Here is a 21,304-nt window from a genome sequence, read left to right as displayed (position 1 = left end):
GCCATGGACCCGCTGCCGTGCACTACGCGATGGCCGTGCACCGCGCGATGGCCGGGTCGCTCGCGACCGCCGTGCTCCGCGACGGTCGCGAAACCATCCGCTGTGTCCGCCGGGATGATCGTGGGTGGTCGGCCGGGCGCTAAGAACTCGCTTGGGGCAACCAGTGCACCGGTGAGGTCTCGCGGATGTGGACGAGTACGTCGTAAGCGTCCACGAGGGATCGCACGGTGGTGTGGGCGGTCGCGTCCTTGGCTGGATCGTAGATGCCGCTGATCGTGCGGAGTTTTGCCGGTTCGTGCAGCCACTGTTGCGCCGATTTCGGTGCGTCGCTGTGCAAGTCGATATAGAAGGCGGGCAGGTCCACCATGCCGAGCGTCGCGTCGACCAGGTCCGACAGCGGTTCCGGTGCCATCGCCATACCGAGATCGCCGTGATGGAAGCCGATGGCCACCGAGACGTACCGCGCACCGAAATGTTCGCGCAAATAGCTACCGGTACCGCGGAATTCGGAGTTCTCCGCCGGACCGTCACCGAGAGGTAGGGCCGCGGTGTGGGCTATGCCGTCCCAGTACGCGATTTTCGCGCCGGTATCGCGCTGCCATTCGATGACCCGCTGTGCGGCGGGGCGCTCGTCGCGTGCGAAACCACCCTGTCCGGCGACGCTCTTCTCGTGGAAATCGACGATGAGCCGCAGATGCGTCAGTGCATTCTCGGATTCTGTTGTCACCGGGAGCTTTTCGAATAATACCAAGGCATCGCGTGCGTCCTCGATGAAGGGGCGGCCGGGGTGAATTCCTTGATGGCGCTGTACATGTTCATCGATCTGATGTGCGGTGCGTATCGGGCCGAGATGGGATTCGATGGCGGCCAAACGATCCGGTGCATATTGTCGAACGTAATCCAGCACCACGTCGTAATCCGACGATTCCGCCCGCGGCGGCTCGACGCCGAGAATTCGCACGGGATCGTTCGGGTGTTCCCCATTGAATTCGCGAATCCACGCCAGTGCCGCCGCCATTTCGGCGGTTCGGGTCGGCCGCCACGCATCCGCGAGCGCCGATTCGGGACCACCCGTGCCGGTCCGCACATAGGCATCGAGTCGCTCACCGGAACGCGCGCTGTCCTGCACCGCGAGCGTGCGGAAACCGTATTGTTCAACAAGCACCCGGAATACCCGCTCACGCAGTCCGAAGGTCTGTCGAGAGAATCGGGTCGACTCACCCAACCCGACCACGGTGGCCGATCCCAGCCGCTCGGCTAACGCCGCGATATCGGATCCGATGCTATTCGAATGCGTATCGAAAATCGGCTGTGCACGCGCGCGCAACCATTCGCGCAAACCCGAAGTGCCGGTATTCGATTCGCTGGATGCGAGGGTGCTGCCCATGGTCTCTCCCGAAGCTCGACGACGCAACCTACCCAGCCTCATACCTAAAGCCCCATTGAGGTCAAGTCGGCGGAAACTGGCAACGGCACATGACCGCGGCCACGTGCCGTTGCGGAAGGGGCTAGAGGGTAGTGCGCATCAAGACCACGTTGTACTGGGTGTGCACCGTGGTGACGAAGTACAGGTCGCGTCCGGTTTGGTACGGAAAGATCGACGGAGCGTATGCCGCCGGGAGCTCGCGGGTGTCGATCAGCACCTCCGGATCGCTCCATGGACCCACCGGTGAGCTGGCCCGCCGCATGACCACCGAGTTGAAGGGATCGGTGGTGAGCGAGATGAACTGCCCGAGATACGCGTTGTACATCACCGACATCTCGCCGACGCCACCCATGATCGGCGCCGCGGCATTGACGTCACCCTTCTTGCTCCAGTGCTCGCCGTCCCAGTACTCGTACTCGCCTAGATTCGCGATATCGGCTTCCCTGACCCGCGCGACATACGCCGCCCGGTTGCGCCCGGACTGGGTGCCGTATTCGTAGACGTAACCGCCGTCCTTGACGAACGCGTTCATCTGGAAGTTGGCATTACCGCCTTCATTCGGCCGCCGGGTCTCGGGTAGCTCGGCCCAGGTCTCCCCGTTATCGCCGGAGACGGCGAGTCCGGAGAAATTCGTGGTCCACCGGCCGACATCGTCCCAGCTCTGCACCGACATCAGACTCATGTACTGAGCGCCACCGACCGAAATGCCTGCGGTGGGGATCCGGCTGATCTCGATGAATGGAATCTTCGGGCTCGGAATCAGATCACGGGCCTGGCCGAAGATATCGCGCACGACGCTGTCGAAGTAGATGCCGTTGGACGGATCGTGGGTGTGGCTGCGTACGAGAATATTGCTGCGCCACGCCCAGGTGCTGCCCGCGAGCAGATTCGGGAAGCCGAGTCCGGCGGTATCACCGAATGCGGTCAGCATCTCGCCGTCGCCGTTATCCCACATGATGCCCAGATCGGTGCCGAGCACGTTATAGGCCTGGGTATTGTTCGGGCTGGCCATCCCGGTGACCTGGAATACCGCCCTGGTTCGGCCGACCAGATTCGGTAATCCATTGGTGCCGTTCAGCACCGGGATCGGGTTGATCGCATTGGGGTTCGCTGTGGCTGGGGTAGTCGCTATGAGGAGCAATGCCGAAGCTCCTGCCAGTGCCGAGAGCAAGGCGGACGCGGTTTTGTGCAATCTCAAAGCCCTCCGGTTATGGCCGAAGTGGCACGATACGCAGGCCCCCACACCGTGTGTCGTGTCACATTTCGGCTGGCTGGCAAATCGTTCAAGATGCTAACAGCGAAACCCGGGAAATTGGTGGCTTGTGTGATTCGTCTGGAAACTTGTAAGCGTTGCGCTACCTGAATTGTTATCAGCGGGTACGGGATATGGCCTGCCGCACAATCAATGGCAGTTGGGTGGCCCGCTCGATGGCGAAGGTGCGCCGAGCCGAGGCATGCCAGGAGCGATCGAAGAGTTGTTTGGCGCCCGCGACGGCCTGCGGAGAGCGCATCGCGATGCGATCGGCGAGCTTTTCCGCCGCCGCGACCGGGTCCGGGATCACCTCGGTGACCAGGCCGACGCGCTCGGCGTATGCGGCGTCCACGATATCGGCGGTCATGGTCAGCAGCAGTGCCTTGTCGACGCCGATCAGCCGGGACAGCGTCGCCGCGCCGGTCATATCCGGGACCAGACCGTATTTGGCTTCCATTACCGAGAATTCCGCGTCGGGGCTGGCGAAGCGGACGTCGGCGGCCAGTGCGAGCTGTAGCCCGCCGCCGTAGCAGTGGCCGTGTACCGCTGCGATCACCGGCACCGCGAGTCGACGCCAGGCCCAGCAGGCCTCCTGAAAGGTATTGGTGCCGCGCCAGGGCAGCGGGATGAAGCCGCGGATGACGGCGAGCGGATCGCGGCTGGCTCCCGCGATGTCGAGGCCGCTGCTGAAACTCGGGCCGTTGCCGGCCAGGATGACCGCGCGGACCTGCTTGTGCTCGGCGACGGTATGCGCGGTCGTGACGAGATCGCGCAGCATCTCGATGGTCAGGCCGTTGTGCTTGTCCGGCCGGTCCAGGGTGACGTAGGCGCGGTCGTCAACGAACCGTAGCGCGATATTCGAGGCCATTCTCGGATGTTACCCGCGAGTCAGTTCGAGGGCCATTGCTCTTTGTGCACGTGCTTTGTTCTAATCGAACGCAAGTTACCGTCAATATTGCCGGTAAAGAGCGGAGGAACCATGCTGCCACCCGGATTGGATCCGCGCACCCCGGTACTTGTCGGCGTCGGCCAGATCGTGCACCGCACCGGCGAGCCCGGACTGCCCGGACCGGTCGCACTCGCCACCGAATCGCTGCGCCGCGCGGGCGCCGACAGCGGTACCGGGGATCGGCTATTGCGCGCGGCGGATCTCATCGCGGCCGCGGCCCCGGTCAGCAGGCCCTATCCGGATCTCGGCGCGTTGGTCGCGGCAGGACTGGGCGCCGCGCCGAAGCGAACGTGGCAATCCGCGCGATTCGGCGGTGATGCGCCGCAGCGCCTGGTCAATACCGTCGCGCAGGCCATCGTCGACGGGCGCTGCGAGATCGCGCTGATCACCGGTGCCGAGTCGGTCGCATCCTGGAATGCGGCCACCCGCACCGGCGGCGCACTCGATTGGCCCGAGCAGGGCGAGGATGTGCGACCGACCGAGCTCATCGGCACCGAACGTGGCCCCAACACCGAAATGGAGACGGCGGCGGGACTGTGGGGGCCGATCTATTTCTATGCGTTGATGGAGACCGCGCTGCGCGCGCGACTGGGCCTGAGCGAGGCCGCGCATCGCGAGCGGATCGGGGGACTGTGGTCGCGGCTCTCGGCAGTGGCGGCCCGGAACCCGTATGCATGGCAGCCCGCCGAACAGTCGATCGAAGATCTGGTGACGCCGACGCGCGCCAATCGCATGGTCTCCTCGCCTTATCCGAAGCTGCTCGTCGCGAACCTGTCCGTGGATCAGGGGGCGGGACTGATCCTGTGCAGTGCGGCGGCGGCCGATGCGGCGGGCGTGCCGAGGGACCGCTGGGTCTTTCCGCATGGCGGGGCCAGCGCCACCGACGAGTGGTTCGTCTCCGAACGTGCGGATATGTCCAGGTCACCGGCCATCGCGGCGGCTGGTCGGGTGGCATTGTCCGGCGCGGGTATCGGCATCGACGATGTCGCGCATATCGACCTGTATTCGTGCTTCCCGGTCGCGGTGCAGGTCGCGGCCGAGGCGCTCGAGCTGCCGATCGACGATCCGGCGCGGCCGCTGTCGGTCACCGGCGGACTCACCTTCGCGGGCGGGCCGGGCAACAACTACGCGACTCATTCGATCGCGACGCTGGCCGGTCGGCTGCGCGATGACCCGTCGGCCTACGGCCTGGCGAGCGCACTCGGCTGGTACATCACCAAGCATGCCCTCGGCGTCTACTCCGCCCGCCCACCCGCGTGGCTCTTCCATGCCGCCGACCCGGAAGTGCCTGTGGCACGGCGTGATACGGCACCCGGCTACACCGGGCCGGCCACCGTCGAGGCCTACACGATCGCCTATCGCAAGGGCCCCGCGCCCGAACACGCCGACGAACCCGAGGCCGTGGTGATCAGCGCGTTGACTCCGACCGGTGCCCGCATACTGGTTCGGGCGTCCGATTCGGAAACCGTCGCGGCGTTCACCGACGGCGACCCGATCGGCGCGCAGGCCGATGTGATCGCCGCCGATAAGCTCACTTTGCTCACCGAGAGGACTGTCAAATGAACGCAGCGTCGCACAGCGAGTCCGTGAGTGGTGGAGGCCGGGAGACGGATCGGGATGACTTGGTGCTGGTCGAAAAGCGCGATGCGATAACGCTATTGACCGTCAATCGCCCGGAAGCCCGCAATGCCATCAATTTGGCCACCGCGCAGGCCATCGAGGCGGCGATCGACGAGTTCGAGGCCGATGCTGACGCGCGCGTGCTCGTGCTCACCGGCGCGGGTGGAACCTTCAGTGCTGGAATGGATCTCGTCGCCGCGTCCAAGGGTGAAATGCCGATAACCCGCAACCGAGGTCCGCTGGGCATTGCCGCCAAACCGCCTACCAAACCGATGATTTCGGCCGTGGAAGGTTTCGCATTGGCCGGTGGTTTCGAACTCGCACTCTCCGGTGATCTCATTGTCGCCGCGAACAATGCCCAGTTCGGTATTCCGGAGGTCAAGCGCGGTCTGGTCGCCGCGGGCGGTGGTGTACTGCGGCTGACCCAGCGGTTGCCGCGTCCCATCGCCGCAGAGCTGGCGCTCACCGGTGGCCGCATCGATGCCGAACGGCTCTACCAGCTCGGTCTGGTCAACCGGGTCACCGAACCCGGTGCGGCGCTCGACGCCGCATTCGCACTGGCAGCCGAGATCGTCGCGGCCGCACCGCTTTCGGTGGCGGCGAGTAAGCGAATCATCGATGAATCGCCGGACTGGTCCGTCGCCGAGAGCTTCGCCAAACAAGGCGAAATCGCGCTGCCCGCGCTGTTCTCCAAAGATGCCGCCGAAGGTGCGCTCGCATTCGCGCAGAAGCGCGAACCCCAGTGGCAGGGGCGCTGATCCGATGCCCGAACGCGTCCGGGAGACGCAAGTGCAGCGGCGCTCGCGCATGCGCACGCGGCTCCTGGACGCGGCGGTGGAGAGTCTGGTCGAGGTCGGCTACGCCGGTACCACCACCCTCGGAGTGCAGAAGCGTGCGGGGGTGCCCCGCGGCACGCTGCAACATCACTTCCCGACCAAGGCCGATCTGCTCGCCGGTGCCGTCGAACATCTGGCCGAACGCCGATTCGCCCAGCTGACAAGGGAATTCGAGGCGATTCCGGTCGGTGCGGATCGCCTCGAAACCGCGGTCGAGCTGACCATGCACATGTTCACCGGGCCGTCATTCTGGGCGGCGCTGGAGATGTGGGTCGGCGCGCGCACCGATCCCGAACTGCTCGCGGCCTTTCTGCCGCTGGAGTATCGACTATTCGACCTGATGCACAACAGCATTCGCGATATCTTCCGCCAGGAATTCCCGGAGGACCCGCGCGTGCCCACCATTACCGAATTCACCATCGAGATCATGACCGGTCTCGCCATGCGTGTGCTGCTCACCGGCGATCTGGACCGCAATCGAGTCCTGCGACACCGCTGGGGAAACGCGGTGCGGATCCTGCTCGGCGAGGCGGATCCGACAAGCTTGACCCGACCGATCAGTGACGTGGGCTGATGGTGTCGAGCAGAACCCGCGCGCATCCAGCCGGATCATCGAAGAACGGCGTGTGGCCGCTGCCGTGCAGCGTGACGTGGCGGGCGTCCGGCAGCACGGCGCGAGCCTTCCTGCTCTGGGTGGCGTAGGTCAGCAGAATGTCCCGGTTGCCCCAAGCGATGGTGACCGGAATGTCGGCCAGTGCCCCGATTTCGGGCAATTTCGCATCGGTGAAGGAGGCAAGGGCGGGCTCGAAACCGGGCGCGTCGGCCGCATCGCTGGCGGTGTCGATGGCCACCTGTGGATCGATCGCCCATGGCTTGCCGAAGATCAATGACAGGAATACGGTGCGACCCGCGGCGGTGCCGAGCACGTCGGGCAGCCACCGGCGCAGCACCCGCGCGAGCTGGCGGGATTTGCCGAGTGATTGTTGGCACCACACGCGGCCGGGGGTGTCCCAGAATCCGATCGGCGAAAATGCCGTGACCGAGCGGGCCGCGCCCCGTGCGCCGAGGTTCAGGCAGATGAGTCCGCCCATCGAATTGCCCGCCAGATGCGGGCGCTCGATGCCCTGTTCGCTGAGGAAGTCGGTGAGCGCTTCGGTGAGGGTGTCGACGGTGGTGTGCTCGATCGGCGCCGACCCCGCGAAGCCGGGCAGATCGACGGCGATGACGTCGAAGGATTCGGCGAGGGTGTCGATGATCGGCTCCCACACCTGCCAGCGGCTACCTACGCCGTGCACCATGACCAGCGGTTCCCCCGCGCCAACCCGGTGATGGTTCAACGTAGTCATAGCTGTGACCGTACAGCGGTTCGCACCCGTTGGACCGAGATTTCCGGCCACCACCTCCGGCCGGATTTCCGCTGGCAGTCGACCGAAACGCCGGTACGATAAATGGTATGGCAACGCGTAAGGTCACCCTCTCACTGGACGAGGCATCCTGGGCCTTCGCCGAACAGGCGGCGGCCCGCGCTGGGATGTCGCCGTCGGCGTGGATATCGAAGGCGGCGCGTCGCGAAGCCGTGCGGACCGGCGTCGGCCCGATACCCGATGTGATGGCCCTGGCCACGACGGACGAGGCGGAGCTGGCCGCCGCCGAGGAGGCGATGCGTGCGCAGGGGTGAACTGTGGATCTATCACCCACACGGTTCGCCGCGGCGCCGTACCGTCGTGCTCATCAGCAGTGACGGCATCAATGAATCACCGAGGCAGTGGCTGATCGCCGCCGAGGTACTCGACGAGGATCCGCAGGACATTCTGGCTGTGCCCGTCGAACGGCACGGGTGGGTACATGCCGGGAATATCGGTCGCATCTATCGCGGATGGTTGGCCGAGCCCATCGATGAGATGGAAGCGGATGCGCTGGATCGGCTGGATACCGCATTGCGCGCGGCCATGGACCTGTAACCCACTTCCCGACTGGGAAGTCGATCGCTGCGCTACCGCGCGGCGCCGTACGGCATTATCGTTGCGGCGCCACCGCGGTGGCCGTGTATTCGAACTGAATCGAGAAGAGGAATCAGGTGCGGACCTTCCTGATCGCCGCAGCGCTCGTCGCGCTGCCGATACTGGCGGCGTGCGGTAACGACAAGGGCTCGGACCAGCCCGCGGTAACCCAAGCCGACCTCTCCAAGTCGCTCCAGGACAAGGGACTCAAGGACAAGAGCCTGGCCGACTGCGCCGCGAAGCTCTATGTGGACCAAGGTATTTCGCAGGAGGGCCTGCGCAAGATGATCAGCGACGAATACGACGCCAAGGCCGCCGACGCCAATAACTTCGGCATGAGCCAGTCCGATGCCGACAAGGCACGCGCGGCCAACACCAGGATCTTCACCGAATGTCGCGCGAAATAGCGGGTTGGCCAGGTTTATGCGCCCCGGACTCCTGGGTTCGGGGCGTGACCCGCTGAAGCCGTTGCCTCACTTCGACACTCAGCGGCTCGAGCAAGGAAGTTGACCGGCTCGGTGTCTGGTCTGATAAAGTCGCGGACGCGCACAGCGCACTGCCGATGTAGTTCAATGGTAGAACTTCTGCTTCCCAAGCAGACAGCGCGGGTTCGATTCCCGTCATCGGCTCAAAAGGGCCCTGACCAGCATATTTGTGGTCGGGCCTTTCCTTTTCCGGCAAGCTGTGCGGTTCAGTCGCGGCGGTGTTTGCGGTGGCTGGTGTCGCACAGCGGGTAATTCTTCGAGCGACGGCACAGGCAGATGGCCACCTGGAAACGGTCGCAATGCAGGGTCCGTCCGTCGGCCGTCACCAGCTCGACGGGGCCCTCCACCAATAGAGGTCCATCGGCGGTGAAGGACAGTCTGCGCACCGGATCAGATTCGGTCGGCACGGATCACCACCAGCTCTTCATGTCGTTGTCGTGGACCGATCAGACCGGTCGCCTCGAGCCAGGCAGCTCTGCGGCGCATAACCGGCCCGAACGGCAGGATGGCCCGGGCGACGACCGCCGCCTTCAGTCCGCCGCCGCGCAATTGGGTCAGGGTTCGATCCGGATCGCAGACCGCGGAATGCACGATCAGGCCGATACCGTTGTGTGCCAACAGTGCCGGCAACCGGTGGCACAACTGGTTCAATACGACACGTCCGTGGTGTCCGGCGTCCCAAGCGCGCGTGCGCCCCCGACCCGGGTGAGCACTCGGTACATAGGGCGGGTTGGCGACCACCACATCGAATCGACGATCGCCAAGTGCGGTGGCGACATCGCCACGCACGACCTCCACGCCGATGCCGCGGATGCGGCTGTTGAGCCAGGCCGTGGCGACCGCCGCCCGGGAGATATCCACGGCGGTGACCGACGCGGCTCCGGCCAGTGCCGCATGGATCGCGAGTACACCCGTTCCGGTGCAGGCATCCAGCGCGCGCCCACCGGGCGGCACCGGCGCATCCCGCATGGCACGGGCGAGCAACCAGGTATCTGCTTGCGGGCGATAAACGCCCGGCGGGCGAATCAACATCACATTCGCCGATTAACCCGAATAGTGCTGCGCAATCGGGTCGGCTGATATCGAATCGGGCGCGACGAGCCCCGGACTGCGCAGTGAACTGCGCCCGTATGCCCAGTTCTGGGCGAGAACATGATCGGCGAAGCGATCTTCGAGCAGATTGGTGGCCTGGATGCCCAGGATGATCGACGAGGTCAGCTCGGGTTGTCGAGTGATCAGGTCGCCGATCACATCGCGTCGCATCACCTGTTCGTGGACCGCGTCCGCCTCCACATGTTCGGCGTAGAACCGCACGCACTCCGGCGCCGCATCGAGTCTGCGCAGGGCTTCGACCATCCGTGCCGCCCCCGGCGGCGAGGTTGTCTCAACGGTTGCGAAATGCCCGACCAGCGCACCGCGCAAGTGCCGGTGCAGCCCGAATAGCGACATCATGTTGACCACCGCCAGCATCGGCGCGGGCACCACATCGAGGTAGTACAGATAGCCGGACTCGAGCCCGGCCGCCGCCATCAGGTCCGCATAGAGCTGTGCGTGCACACGCTCGCCGCGTCCGCCGCCGAATTCGTCGAACTCCACCGCGACCAGCGACGCCTTGGCCTGACCGCGCAGTCTGGGGATCACCCACGCATACGGATCGGCCTCCTTGTGGTGGTAGATCGATCGATGTACGAAATACTCACGCATCTGCCACCATTCACCAGCCTCGCGCAGGTGCGCGCCGATGTCGGTCGGCTCGGTGGGCTCGGTGACCAACTGCGCCAGCTCGGCGTCCAAGTCGACGCCGCCCGGCACGTCCCGCAGCAGCGCGTCGAGGAACCGTTTTTCACATGCGGCCCGCAATTCCAATAACCGCGGATTCCATTCCCACCCCGGATCGACTCCGCCGAAACCCTGGTAATGCAGCTCGTAACACAGCTGCAGAGCCAGTTGCAGATCCTCGCCGTACGGGTCCGCATCGATCATGGATGGGACGGAACGACCGATATCTGCGCGCAACGTCTCGATGATCCCCGCGGAGAGTTCCCCGCGCGGTCGAGGCAGAACGGGCGCCGAAGTGTCGACTGCTGTCATGGTTGCGCAATACCCGACCTCGGCGAATCTATCGCCGCGCATGCGGCCGAACTCGTGCCCGAATGGCGGCTGAGGAGCGGGATCGAGCAGGCGCTACGCTCGTCGGCGTGCTGCTTTCCGATCGTGACATCCGTGCGGAGATCGCCGCTGGGCGTCTCGGCGTCGAGCCGCTGCTGGAAAACCTGATCCAGCCGTCGAGTATCGATGTGCGCCTGGATGGATTGTTCCGGGTCTTCGACAACAGCCGCTACACCCATATCGATCCCGCGCAACGTCAGGATGAGCTGACCAGTCTGGTCGAGCCGGACGAGGGCGAGCCGTTCGTACTGCATCCCGGCGAATTCGTGCTCGGCTCCACATTGGAGGTATGCACGTTGCCGGACGATCTGGCCGGTAGGTTGGAGGGAAAGTCCAGTCTCGGACGGCTCGGCCTGCTGACCCATTCGACGGCGGGCTTCATCGATCCGGGTTTCAGTGGCCACATCACGCTGGAACTGTCGAATGTGGCGAATCTGCCGATCACCCTGTGGCCGGGTATGAAGATCGGGCAGCTCTGTCTATTGCGCCTGACCAGTCCGGCCGAGAACCCCTATGGCAGCACCAGCGCAGGCTCGAAGTACCAGGGCCAGCGCGGACCGACGCCGTCGCGGTCTTACTTGAACTTCCCGCTGCCCACCTAGGGCCTGTCTCGAAGTCGGTCTCCGAGGCCACCATCCGGCGTCGAGCCGAGTCGATAGACCGTTCCGGACAGTGGGCAGTACCACCATGCGACTCGGCTCGATGGAAGCCCCGCCACTACGTCGATTACTCGGCGGCAGAGCGGGTTTCGGCGGTTGCGACCAGCGGCGGGCATTGACGGCAGCAACCCGTACGCGGCGCTGATCCGAACGATCTTCCTCGTCTCGCTCGAAGCTTGCGCCTGCGTACGGGTTTCCGGCGCCGGCACGCAACTCCGGTGCCCTTTCACTGCCATTCGCGTGTGGAACCGGCTTGCGAACACCCGACCGAGTCCGCCCCTGTCGACTGCCATTAAGAGGGGCGGACTCGGTAGGCCCGGCGCCGAGCGGCGGCGGGGACCGACGACGCATTCAGTCCCCGCCACCCGCCCCCACCGCGAGTGCCGTCGTGATGATGACGGATAACGGTGGGAGCGTGTCGCCGAGACTCGGTGGGTTGACCCAGAAGCACCCTTCCCGGGTCCACCGCCCGAGCCCGGTCGGCAACATCACGGCACTGCCGATGGCAGGAATGCCTATATCCAGACGGTTCAGCACCTCCAATATTTGTGCGCCCGGCCGACTGTCCGGCTCGGCGAGGAAGCTCCAGCGGATCTGCCTGGCCAGCATGGGGCCCCTCGTCCCCTGCTTTTCCAATGCGGCCCTGACCTTTTCGGCCCGAGCCGTCGGTAGATGGACCACGCAGACCCGGCCGGTGATGGGTAGCATCACGAACCCGCCGCGCTCGGCGACCGGCAAACCGAACTCGCGCTGGTAGTAGGCCACCCAATCATCGACTGTTCTGAGTTTCTCCACATTCACGGCCAACTCCTTGCCTCCTCGAATCCAAGGGTCCTGTGCCGGACGGCGATTCGGGAATTGCCCACCCGCCCGCCTTCCACTGCCTTTCCGCTGCCTCGGTACCGGATTTGCGGTGTTTTCGGTGCCCTACGTGGTCATGCTTCGCTACCGCCTCCAGGACCCGTCGCTCACGCCGCCGATAGCGGAATGCTTTTGCCTGTGGCCGCACTCACAAACCGCTCGTACTCTGAGAAGGAGTTCGCTCGGAAGGGGTGACATCGTGGTCCGGCAATGGTCAGGTAAGGAGGCCCGAGCCCTTCGCGATGCCAGGCGGATGAGTATCCGGGAGTTCGCGGCGCATCTGGGAGTGCACGAGCGCCTCGTATCGAAGTGGGAGGCCGGCGGTGCGCGGGTCCATCCGCGTCCGGTCAATCAAGCCGCCCTCGATACCTCCCTGGCCAGGTCCGACGATGTTGTGCGGGCACGATTCGCGGCCATGATCGATCAACCCGCATTGGATCGACCGACCGCGCCCGGATTCGACAGGCGGGTCGAGGCATCGGCCCGCGCCAACTATTCCAGTGACGCGGACCTTTTGGCTCTCATAGACGCCGGTGCGATGAGAGGTGATGCGTTAGCGGCGATTTCGGAGAGGGATCTGATTATGGCGGCTGCCCATGAGGCGAGCGAGCACGCCGGCCGGGCCGAGAGCACCAATGTGGGTGCCACCACCTTGGAACAGCTAGATGCCGATGTCACGCGCATCGCGAACGATTATGTGCACATCCCGCCGGTACCGATGATGGTGGAGATGCTGCGGGTGCGACGCCGGGTCTACCGGCTGTTGGAGGGCCATCAGCGTCCCGCCGATACCAGCCACCTGTATCTGCTGGCGGGCACGCTGTCGGGATTGCTCGCCAATGCGAGCACCGACCTCGGCTATCTCGATGCCGCCGGCGAGCAGATCAGAGCGGCCTGGGCCTATTCGGAATTGTGTGGTCACAACGGGTTGCGCGCCTGGACCCGCGGCATGCACGCGCTGATCGAATACTGGTCGGATCGGCCGCGCCGGGGAGTGCTACTGGCGCAGAGCGGGCAGGAGTTCGCCGAATCGGCCACGGCCAAGATGCGACTATTGAATATCGAGGCCAGGATCTGGTCCCGGTTGGGCAGTGACACCGATGCCGATCGCTGCATTCGGGCCGCCGATGATGCCCGCGAGACGGCCGACACCGACTCACTGCACGACGAGGTCGGCGGCGTCTTCGGCTTCAACGAGGCCAAGGCCCACTACTACGCGGGTGCGACCTATATCCATCTCGGTCAGGCCGAACCCGCATTGGCCGCGACGCAGCAGGCCATCGAGTTGTATGCGAACGGGCCGTCCGAGCGGCGCTCCTATGGCACCGAGGCGATGGCCCGAGTCGACAGCGCCGCAGCGCATCTGATCAACGGCAGTCTGGACGGTGCGTCCGCCGCCCTGCTTCCGGTGCTGGGCCTTGCCGAGGACAAGCGAATCGCCCAACTCGAGGAACGGCTCATCGGCCTGCGGCATCGGATCGCCGGACCCCAGTTCCGCGACGCCGTCGAGGCGCGGTTACTCGATGAGAAAATCGAAGAGTTCTGCGAATCCACTGCGGCCAAAGGCATCCCGCCGGGCAAGTCCTCGTCTTGATTCGGCCCAGCAGTCGACATCAGGCCACTTCCGTGCGCTCTCCAGCCATGGCGGAGCGAGATGCTTACGAGTGAGGAGTTCGTGGTGCGTTCTGGCGTTCGAGTCGTTGACGCGGATGCTCTGCGGGCGCAGGGCTCGCCATTGCCGTATGCGTGCGTCAGGTGCTGAACGCCCCGCCACCACCAACCACCACGGAGAGTTTACGAGTGAGGAGTTCGTGGTGCGTTCTGGCGTTCGAGTGGTCGAAGCGCATCCGCTGCAGGCGAGGCGCTTGGCCTTCCGGTACGCGTGCAACAAGTGCTGAACGCCCCGCCACCACCAACCACCACGGAGAGTTTACGAGTGAGGAGTTCGTGGTGCGTTCTGGCGTTCGAGTGGTCGAAGCGCGTGCACCCCCAGGCGCGGGACTCGCCCGTCCCGCACGCGTGCATCGGGTGCCGAACGTCCCGCCACTACCGACCCCAACGGAGCTGTCTTACCAGCGAGGAGTTCGCGGCCCGTCTCGCGTCCGAGCCGTCGAAGCGCATGCGCCGCAGGCGCGAGTCTCGACGGCTCGGACGCGAGACACCAGGGGGCCGCGAACACGCCGCGCCCGCGCGGCCAAAAATACAGATGGCACCATAGGCAGGGTGAGTCCTAGCCATCTACCGCACCATCCGCCGCGCGTGCTGGAGCAATCCACGAAGCTGCAGAACGTCCTCTACGAAATTCGTGGACCGGTGGGCGCGCATGCGGCACGGCTGGAGGCGGAGGGGCATCGCATCCTCAAGCTGAATATCGGCAATCCCGCGCCGTTCGGATTCGAGGCGCCCGATGTGATCATGCGCGACATCATCGCCGCGCTGCCGTATGCCCAGGGCTACTCCGAATCCAAGGGCATTCTCTCGGCCCGGCGCGCCATCGTGACCCGCTATGAGCTGGTCCCGGGCTTTCCCGAACTCGATGTCGACGATGTCTACCTGGGCAACGGCGTCTCCGAGCTGATCACCATCACCATGCAGGCGCTGCTCGATAACGGTGACGAGGTGCTGATTCCGGCGCCGGACTATCCGCTGTGGACCGCTATGACCAGCCTGGCCGGGGGCACTCCGGTGCATTACCTGTGTGACGAATCCAACGGCTGGCAGCCCGATATCGCCGATATCGAATCCAAGATCACCGATAAGACCAAGGCGCTGTTGGTGATCAATCCGAACAACCCGACCGGCGCGGTGTACTCCACCGAGGTGCTGCAGCAACTGGTCGATCTCGCGCGCAAGCATCAGCTGCTGCTGCTCGCCGATGAGATCTACGACAAGATCCTCTACGACGACGCCAAGCACATTTCGCTGGCGACGCTGGCGCCCGATCTGCTCTGTCTGACTTTCAACGGACTCTCCAAGGCCTACCGGGTCGCGGGCTACCGTTCCGGCTGGTTGGCGATCACCGGGCCCAAGGAGCATGCGGCTGGTTTCCTCGAGGGTATCGATCTGCTGGCCTCGACCAGGCTTTGCCCGAATGTGCCTGCGCAGCATGCGATTCAGGTGGCGCTCGGCGGTCATCAGAGCATCGAGGATCTGATCCTGCCGGGTGGGCGACTGCTCGAGCAGCGCGATGTCGCGTGGGAGCGGCTGAATATGATTCCGGGCGTTTCCTGTGTGAAGCCGAAGGGTGCGCTCTACGCGTTCCCGAAGTTGGATCCGAACGTCTATGAAATCCGCGACGATGCGAAGCTGATCCTGGATCTGCTGCTGCAGGAGAAGATCTTGATGGTGCAGGGCACCGGGTTCAATTGGCCGAATCATGATCACCTGCGGATCGTCACGCTGCCGTGGGCGCGGGATCTCGCGGTTGCCATCGAGCGCTTCGGGAACTTCCTGTCGAGTTACCGGCAGTAGCGGGCTGGTCGGTCCGGTCTCCCGCGCCAGCGTGCGCTGGGCTACCGGATCGCCCTGCTTCTGGGGCCGAAACATACCCCGCGTACGGATATTTAGGAGTTTTAGTTACTAGCTAGCGCTAAACGAGACTTTTTGTGTACAGTGTCTCTTGGCACTTCGAGTGCCCGGTCAAGTTGTCTACCCCCCCTGGACAACCTGACCTCGGGTTAGGCTGCCTACCCCCCTGGGCGCCGACCTGCGGGCGGCGGAGACATCCCCCTGCTCTCCGCCGCCCCCTCCCGATTTTCCATTCGGAATCTTTTGATGACTGCCTGACAGTCGCTGTCGGTCGTGGATCCGATCTTGAAAATGAAATCCTTTAAGCTCGCACCCTGGACTACAGACGAAAAGGTAGGAGTCCGGTGAGCCATGAGTGATCATCACCATCACCACGACCATTCCGGCCCCATCGCGATCGGCGCGACCGCGGCCCGCGTTGTCGTCGGGTTGCTCGCCGCGATCGGTGTCGTGGTCGTAATCGCCGCGATCGTGCTGTGGCCGAGCAGCCAGCACATCGATATCCCGCTGCCGATGCAGAATGCGGGCGGTGGCGCGGTGCAGACCGAGGCCGGAACCGTGGTGATGCAGGACCTCGGCGCCTGCGGCAGCAGTTCGATCGGCAAGGTGTTCATCGATAAACCTGAGCAGCCGCGTGCTGCCGGATATACCTGTCAGCGCAGTCTGATCAGCATCGATTCCGGTCCGCACAAGGGCAATCACACCTTGTTCGAAATCGCGCCCGGCCCAGGACAACCCGATTTGCACGCCGGTGATCACATCCGCATCGTGCGGCAGACCGATCCGAGCGGGATGCCGCTGTACTCGTTCGAGGACTACTCGCGCGGGCTCCCGCTGACCCTGATCGTGCTGGCCTTCGTAGTCGTGGTGATCGTGGTGGCGCGCTGGCGCGGGTTGCGGGCGCTGCTCGGGCTGATCTTCGCCTTCGCGGTGCTGGTGCTGTTCATGCTGCCCGCGCTACTGGACGGTAAGCCCGCTATTCCGGTAGCGCTGGTCGCGGGTGCGATGATCCTGTATGCGGTGCTGTATCTGGCGCACGGTGTGAATCTGCGCACCAGTTCGGCGTTGCTCGGCACGCTGACCTCGATGATCGTCGCGGCGGTGCTGTCCTGGATCGCCATCGAGATCACCCATCTGACCGGGCTGTCCGAGGAACAGAACACCAACGTCGCCACCTACATTCAGCACGTCAGCATTACCGGCCTACTGTTGGCGGGCTTCATCATCGGTTCACTCGGTGTGCTCAACGACGTCACCATCACCCAGGCCTCGGCCGCCTTCGAACTTGCCGCCATCGACGAATCCGCCTCGCGTCGTGAGGTTTTCGCCGCCGCCATGCGCGTCGGCCGGGACCACATCGCGAGTACGGTCTACACCCTGGTGCTGGCCTACGCCGGTGGCGCGCTTCCCTTGCTGCTGCTGTTCAGCGTCGCGGGCCGTTCCATCCGCGACGTGCTGACCGGTGACGCGGTCGCCATCGAAATCGCTCGCTCCTGCGTCGGTGGTATCGCGCTGGCGCTTTCGGTCCCGTTGACCACGGCGATCGCCGTAATGCTCGCCCGTCCCTTCGGCCACAAGCCCGAACGCGTTGCCCCGGCCCGGCACTCACGGCATGCGAAGTCCGAGTCGTCCGTATCTTCCCGGCGCTCCGGCGGTCCGTCACGTCCGTCCAAGCCGTCCAGCGGCGGCGTCGCCACCGATACGAGAGATACCGGACGGCGGCGGATCTCGGATCAATCCTGGGACGACGAGCCGGGAACCGGCTCGAACAGGCAGGTCTCCGGAAACGATCAAGTGGCGAATCACCGTGCATACGACCGCGATCACGGCTACCGCAGCCCCGCTCCCCGGGAATACGAGCCCGAATTCGACACCGACCCGCGCGGCTACCGCCGTCCGGATCCTCGCGGATACGAGAGCACCTGGGGCGACGAGGGTCCCGCCCTTCGGTAACTGCCGCCGGATAATGCCTGAAGCCTGACCGGATCAGCGTGGCGCGGGTGGCGGGAAGGGGAGTATCACGGGCGGAATCGTCGGTACCACGATCGGCGGAAGTCCTGGCACAACAATGGTATTCGGGCCTGGCGTGGTCGAAGGCGGCTCCGTGGTCGTCGCACGATACGGTGGCGGGGCTGCCACCGACTCGCTGGACTCGGTGGTGCTGGCCGGGGCGACCGCGATCTGCGGGTCCAGGGTGGTAGTGCGCGGCGGGCTGGTCGGGGAGACCGAGGTTGGGCGGTCACTGCTCTGCGAATCGCGCGTGAGAACCTGTGGACCGTAACCGAGTCCGAGTCCGATCGCCGCCACGACGACTAGCGCGCTGACGGTCAGCACCGCGCCATTGATTTCCCGCTTGCCGCGGCGCCGCGTGGGCGATGCGGATAGCCAGGCGGGTGAGAGCTCATCGTCATCGAGCAGCGCATCCGCGGCGGGAGCGCGCTGTTGCGGAGTCTGCACGACGGTGCGCACCGGACGTGCCATCAGCGCGGCACCGCGGGTGACCACCGTTTCCGGGCTCTCGGGCACGATGACCGGCACACCCATCCAGCGTTCGAGCACCTTGGCGATCAGTGGAATTCGCGCGCAACCGCCGATCGCGAGCACACCGTGCACCGGGCGATCCGAGCGCACGATGACATCGCGCGCCATCCGTGCCGACGATTCGATCGCCAGCATGATCAGGGCTTCGAAATTCTCCTGGGCCAGCAGCACCAGACCTTGTTCGCTCGGCAGCGCCACCGCGGTATTCGAAGACAGTTGCTCCTTGGCCTCGCGGCACAGTGCGTCCAGCGCGGCCAGGCCGGCCGAATCCGGCGGATGTGCGATCCGGCCCGAGGCGATCTGCTGTTCGCGGATCAGCGAATCCAGGTAGTCACCGCTGATATCGCTGGTGCGTTCGCTGTGACGGATCTCACGGGTCTGGGTGTCGACGACGCTGACCGTGAGACCGGAGCTGCCGAGGTCGTACACGACGAGTGAGGAGATACCGCGAATGTCTCCGGTGGCCTGCGCGAATTCCACCGCTGCGACAATTTCGGGCACCAGTTCGTAATTGGTCAGCTGCTGACGCGCCATGGCCGCGCGCAGCGCCTTGGCATGCTGCTCACTGCGGTAGGCGATCGCGGTGGCCGCGATACCCGGCATGGATTCCAGCGTCACGCCGATCGCCTCGGCGGCGAGCTCCTCCACCTGGTGTTCGACGACCGGAATGGTCTGGAGATCGAAGGAATGCGGGGCGATGGGGCCGTGGGGGCTCGCGGTGTGTGGTCGCGCCATTCGGACGGCGCCGGCCCCCACCGAAACTCCCAGAACCGAACTCATCAGCTGCCCATCCCGTTTCACACATCACGACATGCGAGCTTGCGCCGCCCGCCGGTGGATCGGCCCGCTCTCGGGACCCTACCGTCGACGTACGACAGACCCGAAGGCAGGATCTGATCGTTCCGGCGTCGCCCCCGCGTCGCAGGCAACTCTACGGTGTGCCGAGTCCGGCGTACACCCATCCGGCGTCTCTCCAGATGGCACGATTGAGACAGTTCCGGCCGTCGATGATCGACCGTTTGCGAACCACCGGATCGAGGTCTTGCGGACGCAATGCGACGAATTCGTCCCACTCGGTCAGTACCAACACCACATCGGCGCGATCGCAGGCATCGGTCACCGAGGTCGCGTAATTCAAGGTGGGGAAGACCCGCCGCGAATTCTCCGCCGCCTTCGGGTCGTACACCGTCACCACCGCGCCGTGCAACTGGATCATCCCGGCCACATTCAGCGCGGGCGAGTCACGCACATCGTCGGATTCGGGTTTGAAGGCCGCGCCCAGCACCGCCACATTGGCGCCGAGCAGCGATCCGCCGCAGGCCCGCGCGGCCATATCGACCATCTTGGTGCGGCGGCGCATATTGATGTTGTCGACCTCGCGAAGGAAGGCAACCGCGTGATCGGCGCCGAGTTCGCCGGAGCGCGCCATGAACGCGCGGATGTCCTTGGGTAGGCAGCCGCCGCCGAAACCCAGTCCGGCATTGAGGAATCGACGACCGATGCGTGCGTCGTAGCCGAGTGCGTCGGCCAGCATGGTCACATCGGCGCCGGTCGCCTCGCAGACTTCGGAGACGGCATTGATGAAGGAAATCTTGGTCGCCAGAAAGGCATTCGCGGAGACCTTGACCAATTCGGCGGTGGCCAAGTCGGTCAGCAGGAACGGCACCTCGGCCGCGATCAGGTCGGCGTAGATTTCGCGAACCAATTCCTCGACCCAGGCCGTGCTTTCGCGTTCGCGATCCACACCGAGCACGAGTCGATCCGGGCGAAGCGTGTCCTTCACCGCGAAACCCTCACGCAGGAACTCCGGATTCCAGGCCACCTCGACCTCGGCATCGGTGAGCGAGCGAACCCGCGCACCCAATGCCGCTGCGGTGCCGACCGGCACCGTCGACTTTCCGACGATTACCGACGGTCGCTGCAGCAGTGGTGCGAGCGTATCGACCACGGCGTGCACATATTTCAAGTCCGCGGCGTATTCACCCTTCTTCTGCGGGGTCCCGACCCCGAGGAAATGCACCTGGGCATGATCGGCCGCTTCGGTGTACGAGGTGGTGAACCGCAGCCGACCGGCATCCAGATTCCGGCGCAGCACCTCCTCGAGCCCGGGTTCGTAGAACGGCACCACGCCATCGGACAGCTTCGCGACCTTGCCCGGATCGATATCCACGCCGATCACATCGTGTCCGAGTTCGGCCATGCACGCCGCGTGCGTGGCCCCGAGGTACCCGGTTCCGAAGACTGTGCATCGCATGATCGATTGATAGGTCTCGCCGATGGCCGCCCCACGTCAGCAAGGCAAGGCTCTGCGCAACAGCAGATGTACAGGTGGCGACATGAATTGCGGATACCATTGCTGACCTGCGCAAATCACTCCGGTGACGACCCGGTTACGATCGATCTTGTGCGACGCCGGCGCAGCATTCGGGTACGCAGCGCCTGGGTGGTACTCGGCGTTGCGGTGGTCGTATTGATCGCTGGTCTGTGGCCGGTTTACGTCCGCCCGCAGGTGGACGTGCCCATGAAAGCCGATGCGATTGTTGTGCTCGGCGGTGCGCACGATGGGCGCGAGAAGTTGGCACTGCGGCTGGCCAGCGAGGGGTACGCGCCCCGGGTGCTGGTGTCCGACCCATATGAAAATAGCGCGCTGGTGAATCGAATCTGCCACAGCCGCTATAGCTTTCACGTCACCTGCTTCGATCCTTCGCCGCGCACCACGCGCGGCGAAGGTCGGGAACTCGCCGAACTCGCCGCCGCGCAAGGTTGGCGTCGAGTCATTGTCATCACCTTCACACCGCATATTTCGCGGGCCCGCTACATCCTCGGGAAATGCTGGGACGGCGAGGTGCTGATGGTGGACCCGCGGCCGCATCTTTCGGTCGCCAGGTGGGCCTACGACTACGTCTACCAGTCCGTCGGGTACGTCAAGGCCTTCTTCGAAGACTGCTAGCGCCCGCAAGTGCAGGCGGGTGGCATCA

20 protein-coding genes, 1 tRNA gene and 1 pseudogene are annotated in these 21,304 nt (G+C 64.9%); 12 read left to right on the top strand and 10 right to left on the bottom strand.

Going from position 1 to position 21,304, the window contains the following annotated elements; genetic code table 11:
• Positions 1–139 precede the first annotated feature (139 nt).
• From ACQP2U_RS40700 to ACQP2U_RS40690, 3 genes are all read right to left on the bottom strand, one after another.
• The gene (locus ACQP2U_RS40700; protein WP_433712467.1) at positions 140–1,387 is read right to left on the bottom strand and encodes an erythromycin esterase family protein; all 1,248 of its coding nucleotides are present in this window, start codon (positions 1,385–1,387) and stop codon (positions 140–142) included.
• 121 nt (positions 1,388–1,508) lie between these two features.
• Entirely contained in the window at positions 1,509–2,618 is a 1,110-nt protein-coding gene (locus ACQP2U_RS40695) for a DUF4185 domain-containing protein (RefSeq protein ID WP_397031197.1), read from the bottom strand.
• Positions 2,619–2,796: 178 nt separating this feature from the next.
• On the bottom strand, positions 2,797–3,546 hold the full coding sequence (locus ACQP2U_RS40690) for a crotonase/enoyl-CoA hydratase family protein (RefSeq protein WP_433712466.1): 750 nt from the start codon (positions 3,544–3,546) through the stop codon (positions 2,797–2,799).
• Between the two features lie 111 nt (positions 3,547–3,657).
• Here ACQP2U_RS40690 and ACQP2U_RS40685 point away from each other — a divergent pair, with 111 nt between their 5' ends.
• The 3 genes from ACQP2U_RS40685 to ACQP2U_RS40675 are packed head-to-tail and all read left to right on the top strand — an operon-like array spanning position 3,658 to position 6,657.
• A complete protein-coding gene (locus ACQP2U_RS40685; RefSeq protein ID WP_433712465.1) occupies positions 3,658–5,190 on the top strand; it encodes an acetyl-CoA acetyltransferase in 1,533 nt (510 codons plus the stop codon).
• Positions 5,187–6,005 (top strand): crotonase/enoyl-CoA hydratase family protein, encoded by an 819-nt coding sequence (locus ACQP2U_RS40680; protein ID WP_433712464.1) that lies wholly within the window; start codon positions 5,187–5,189, stop codon positions 6,003–6,005. The genes ACQP2U_RS40685 and ACQP2U_RS40680 overlap by 4 nt, the downstream gene beginning before the upstream one ends.
• 49 nt (positions 6,006–6,054) lie before the next feature.
• Positions 6,055–6,657 (top strand): TetR/AcrR family transcriptional regulator, encoded by a 603-nt coding sequence (locus ACQP2U_RS40675; RefSeq protein WP_433712463.1) that lies wholly within the window; start codon positions 6,055–6,057, stop codon positions 6,655–6,657.
• Here ACQP2U_RS40675 and ACQP2U_RS40670 read toward each other — a convergent pair.
• Positions 6,641–7,429 carry an alpha/beta fold hydrolase gene (locus tag ACQP2U_RS40670; RefSeq protein WP_433712462.1) on the bottom strand — a complete coding sequence of 263 codons (789 nt, stop codon included), beginning with the start codon at positions 7,427–7,429 and terminating at the stop codon, positions 6,641–6,643. The genes ACQP2U_RS40675 and ACQP2U_RS40670 overlap by 17 nt on opposite strands.
• A gap of 107 nt (positions 7,430–7,536) precedes the next feature.
• Between ACQP2U_RS40670 and ACQP2U_RS40665 the strand changes: the two genes are divergently transcribed.
• From ACQP2U_RS40665 to ACQP2U_RS40650, 4 genes are all read left to right on the top strand, one after another.
• Positions 7,537–7,761: a hypothetical protein gene (locus tag ACQP2U_RS40665; protein ID WP_433712461.1), complete on the top strand. Its 225-nt coding sequence runs from the start codon at positions 7,537–7,539 to the stop codon at positions 7,759–7,761.
• Entirely contained in the window at positions 7,748–8,044 is a 297-nt protein-coding gene (locus ACQP2U_RS40660) for a hypothetical protein (RefSeq protein WP_397030681.1), read from the top strand. The genes ACQP2U_RS40665 and ACQP2U_RS40660 overlap by 14 nt, the downstream gene beginning before the upstream one ends.
• Before the next feature lie 116 nt (positions 8,045–8,160).
• On the top strand, positions 8,161–8,490 hold the full coding sequence (locus ACQP2U_RS40655; RefSeq protein ID WP_397030679.1) for a hypothetical protein: 330 nt from the start codon (positions 8,161–8,163) through the stop codon (positions 8,488–8,490).
• 151 nt (positions 8,491–8,641) lie between these two features.
• Positions 8,642–8,712 (top strand) — tRNA-Gly (locus tag ACQP2U_RS40650).
• A gap of 62 nt (positions 8,713–8,774) precedes the next feature.
• Here ACQP2U_RS40650 and ACQP2U_RS40645 read toward each other — a convergent pair.
• Genes ACQP2U_RS40645 through ACQP2U_RS40635 form a run of 3 tightly spaced genes read right to left on the bottom strand, consistent with a single transcriptional unit; the run spans position 8,775 to position 10,659 of the window.
• The gene (locus ACQP2U_RS40645; protein WP_397030677.1) at positions 8,775–8,975 is read right to left on the bottom strand and encodes a CDGSH iron-sulfur domain-containing protein; all 201 of its coding nucleotides are present in this window, start codon (positions 8,973–8,975) and stop codon (positions 8,775–8,777) included.
• Complete coding sequence (locus ACQP2U_RS40640) at positions 8,959–9,600, bottom strand: HemK2/MTQ2 family protein methyltransferase (protein ID WP_433712460.1); 642 nt, start codon at positions 9,598–9,600, stop codon at positions 8,959–8,961. The genes ACQP2U_RS40645 and ACQP2U_RS40640 overlap by 17 nt, the downstream gene beginning before the upstream one ends.
• Before the next feature lie 12 nt (positions 9,601–9,612).
• Positions 9,613–10,659, bottom strand: a complete 1,047-nt coding sequence (locus ACQP2U_RS40635) for an iron-containing redox enzyme family protein (protein WP_433712459.1) — start codon at positions 10,657–10,659, stop codon at positions 9,613–9,615.
• A 107-nt stretch (positions 10,660–10,766) separates the two neighbouring features.
• Between ACQP2U_RS40635 and dcd the strand changes: the two genes are divergently transcribed.
• On the top strand, positions 10,767–11,339 hold the full coding sequence (gene dcd / locus ACQP2U_RS40630; protein ID WP_397030674.1) for a dCTP deaminase: 573 nt from the start codon (positions 10,767–10,769) through the stop codon (positions 11,337–11,339).
• 408 nt (positions 11,340–11,747) lie between these two features.
• On the opposite strand, the gene ACQP2U_RS40625 is transcribed toward dcd, so the two are convergent.
• Entirely contained in the window at positions 11,748–12,197 is a 450-nt protein-coding gene (locus tag ACQP2U_RS40625) for a hypothetical protein (RefSeq protein ID WP_433712458.1), read from the bottom strand.
• Between the two features lie 313 nt (positions 12,198–12,510).
• On the opposite strand from ACQP2U_RS40625, the gene ACQP2U_RS40620 reads away from it, so the two are divergent.
• The 3 genes and pseudogenes from ACQP2U_RS40620 to ACQP2U_RS40610 form a co-directional block, all read left to right on the top strand.
• Positions 12,511–13,851, top strand: coding sequence for a helix-turn-helix domain-containing protein (locus tag ACQP2U_RS40620; RefSeq protein WP_433712457.1), 1,341 nt, complete (start codon positions 12,511–12,513; stop codon positions 13,849–13,851).
• 620 nt (positions 13,852–14,471) lie between these two features.
• Positions 14,472–15,728 (top strand): pyridoxal phosphate-dependent aminotransferase, encoded by a 1,257-nt coding sequence (locus tag ACQP2U_RS40615; protein ID WP_397031193.1) that lies wholly within the window; start codon positions 14,472–14,474, stop codon positions 15,726–15,728.
• Positions 15,729–16,136: 408 nt separating this feature from the next.
• A pseudogene (locus tag ACQP2U_RS40610) lies at positions 16,137–17,405 on the top strand (YibE/F family protein); the annotation flags it as partial.
• A gap of 366 nt (positions 17,406–17,771) precedes the next feature.
• On the opposite strand, the gene ACQP2U_RS40605 reads toward ACQP2U_RS40610, so the two are convergent.
• Together ACQP2U_RS40605 and ACQP2U_RS40600 are read right to left on the bottom strand one after the other, a co-directional pair.
• Positions 17,772–19,106 carry an Hsp70 family protein gene (locus ACQP2U_RS40605; RefSeq protein ID WP_433712456.1) on the bottom strand — a complete coding sequence of 445 codons (1,335 nt, stop codon included), beginning with the start codon at positions 19,104–19,106 and terminating at the stop codon, positions 17,772–17,774.
• A gap of 151 nt (positions 19,107–19,257) precedes the next feature.
• Positions 19,258–20,580 carry a UDP-glucose dehydrogenase family protein gene (locus tag ACQP2U_RS40600; RefSeq protein WP_433712455.1) on the bottom strand — a complete coding sequence of 441 codons (1,323 nt, stop codon included), beginning with the start codon at positions 20,578–20,580 and terminating at the stop codon, positions 19,258–19,260.
• A 150-nt stretch (positions 20,581–20,730) separates the two neighbouring features.
• Here ACQP2U_RS40600 and ACQP2U_RS40595 point away from each other — a divergent pair, with 150 nt between their 5' ends.
• On the top strand, positions 20,731–21,276 hold the full coding sequence (locus tag ACQP2U_RS40595) for a YdcF family protein (protein WP_433712454.1): 546 nt from the start codon (positions 20,731–20,733) through the stop codon (positions 21,274–21,276).
• The last annotated feature ends 28 nt before the right edge of the window (positions 21,277–21,304 follow it).

It is taken from the genome of Nocardia sp. CA-084685, assembly GCF_050955785.1.
GTDB lineage: Bacteria > Actinomycetota > Actinomycetes > Mycobacteriales > Mycobacteriaceae > Nocardia.
Note: the sequence above shows the minus strand (reverse complement) of the source record. Positions and strands in the feature narration are given on the sequence as shown.

Excerpts from the sequence above, each read along its gene's own strand:
- ACQP2U_RS40700 (WP_433712467.1), bottom strand. The coding sequence starts at position 1,387 with ATGGGCAGCACCCTCGCATCCAGCGAATCGAATACCGGCACTTCGGGT.
- ACQP2U_RS40690 (WP_433712466.1), bottom strand. The coding sequence starts at position 3,546 with ATGGCCTCGAATATCGCGCTACGGTTCGTTGACGACCGCGCCTACGTC.
- ACQP2U_RS40685 (WP_433712465.1), top strand. The coding sequence starts at position 3,658 with ATGCTGCCACCCGGATTGGATCCGCGCACCCCGGTACTTGTCGGCGTC.
- ACQP2U_RS40680 (WP_433712464.1), top strand. The coding sequence starts at position 5,187 with ATGAACGCAGCGTCGCACAGCGAGTCCGTGAGTGGTGGAGGCCGGGAG.
- ACQP2U_RS40675 (WP_433712463.1), top strand. The coding sequence starts at position 6,055 with ATGCGCACGCGGCTCCTGGACGCGGCGGTGGAGAGTCTGGTCGAGGTC.
- ACQP2U_RS40670 (WP_433712462.1), bottom strand. The coding sequence starts at position 7,429 with ATGACTACGTTGAACCATCACCGGGTTGGCGCGGGGGAACCGCTGGTC.
- ACQP2U_RS40665 (WP_433712461.1), top strand. The coding sequence starts at position 7,537 with ATGGCAACGCGTAAGGTCACCCTCTCACTGGACGAGGCATCCTGGGCC.
- ACQP2U_RS40640 (WP_433712460.1), bottom strand. The coding sequence starts at position 9,600 with ATGTTGATTCGCCCGCCGGGCGTTTATCGCCCGCAAGCAGATACCTGG.
- ACQP2U_RS40635 (WP_433712459.1), bottom strand. The coding sequence starts at position 10,659 with ATGACAGCAGTCGACACTTCGGCGCCCGTTCTGCCTCGACCGCGCGGG.
- ACQP2U_RS40620 (WP_433712457.1), top strand. The coding sequence starts at position 12,511 with ATGAGTATCCGGGAGTTCGCGGCGCATCTGGGAGTGCACGAGCGCCTC.
- ACQP2U_RS40605 (WP_433712456.1), bottom strand. The coding sequence starts at position 19,106 with ATGAGTTCGGTTCTGGGAGTTTCGGTGGGGGCCGGCGCCGTCCGAATG.
- ACQP2U_RS40600 (WP_433712455.1), bottom strand. The coding sequence starts at position 20,580 with ATGCGATGCACAGTCTTCGGAACCGGGTACCTCGGGGCCACGCACGCG.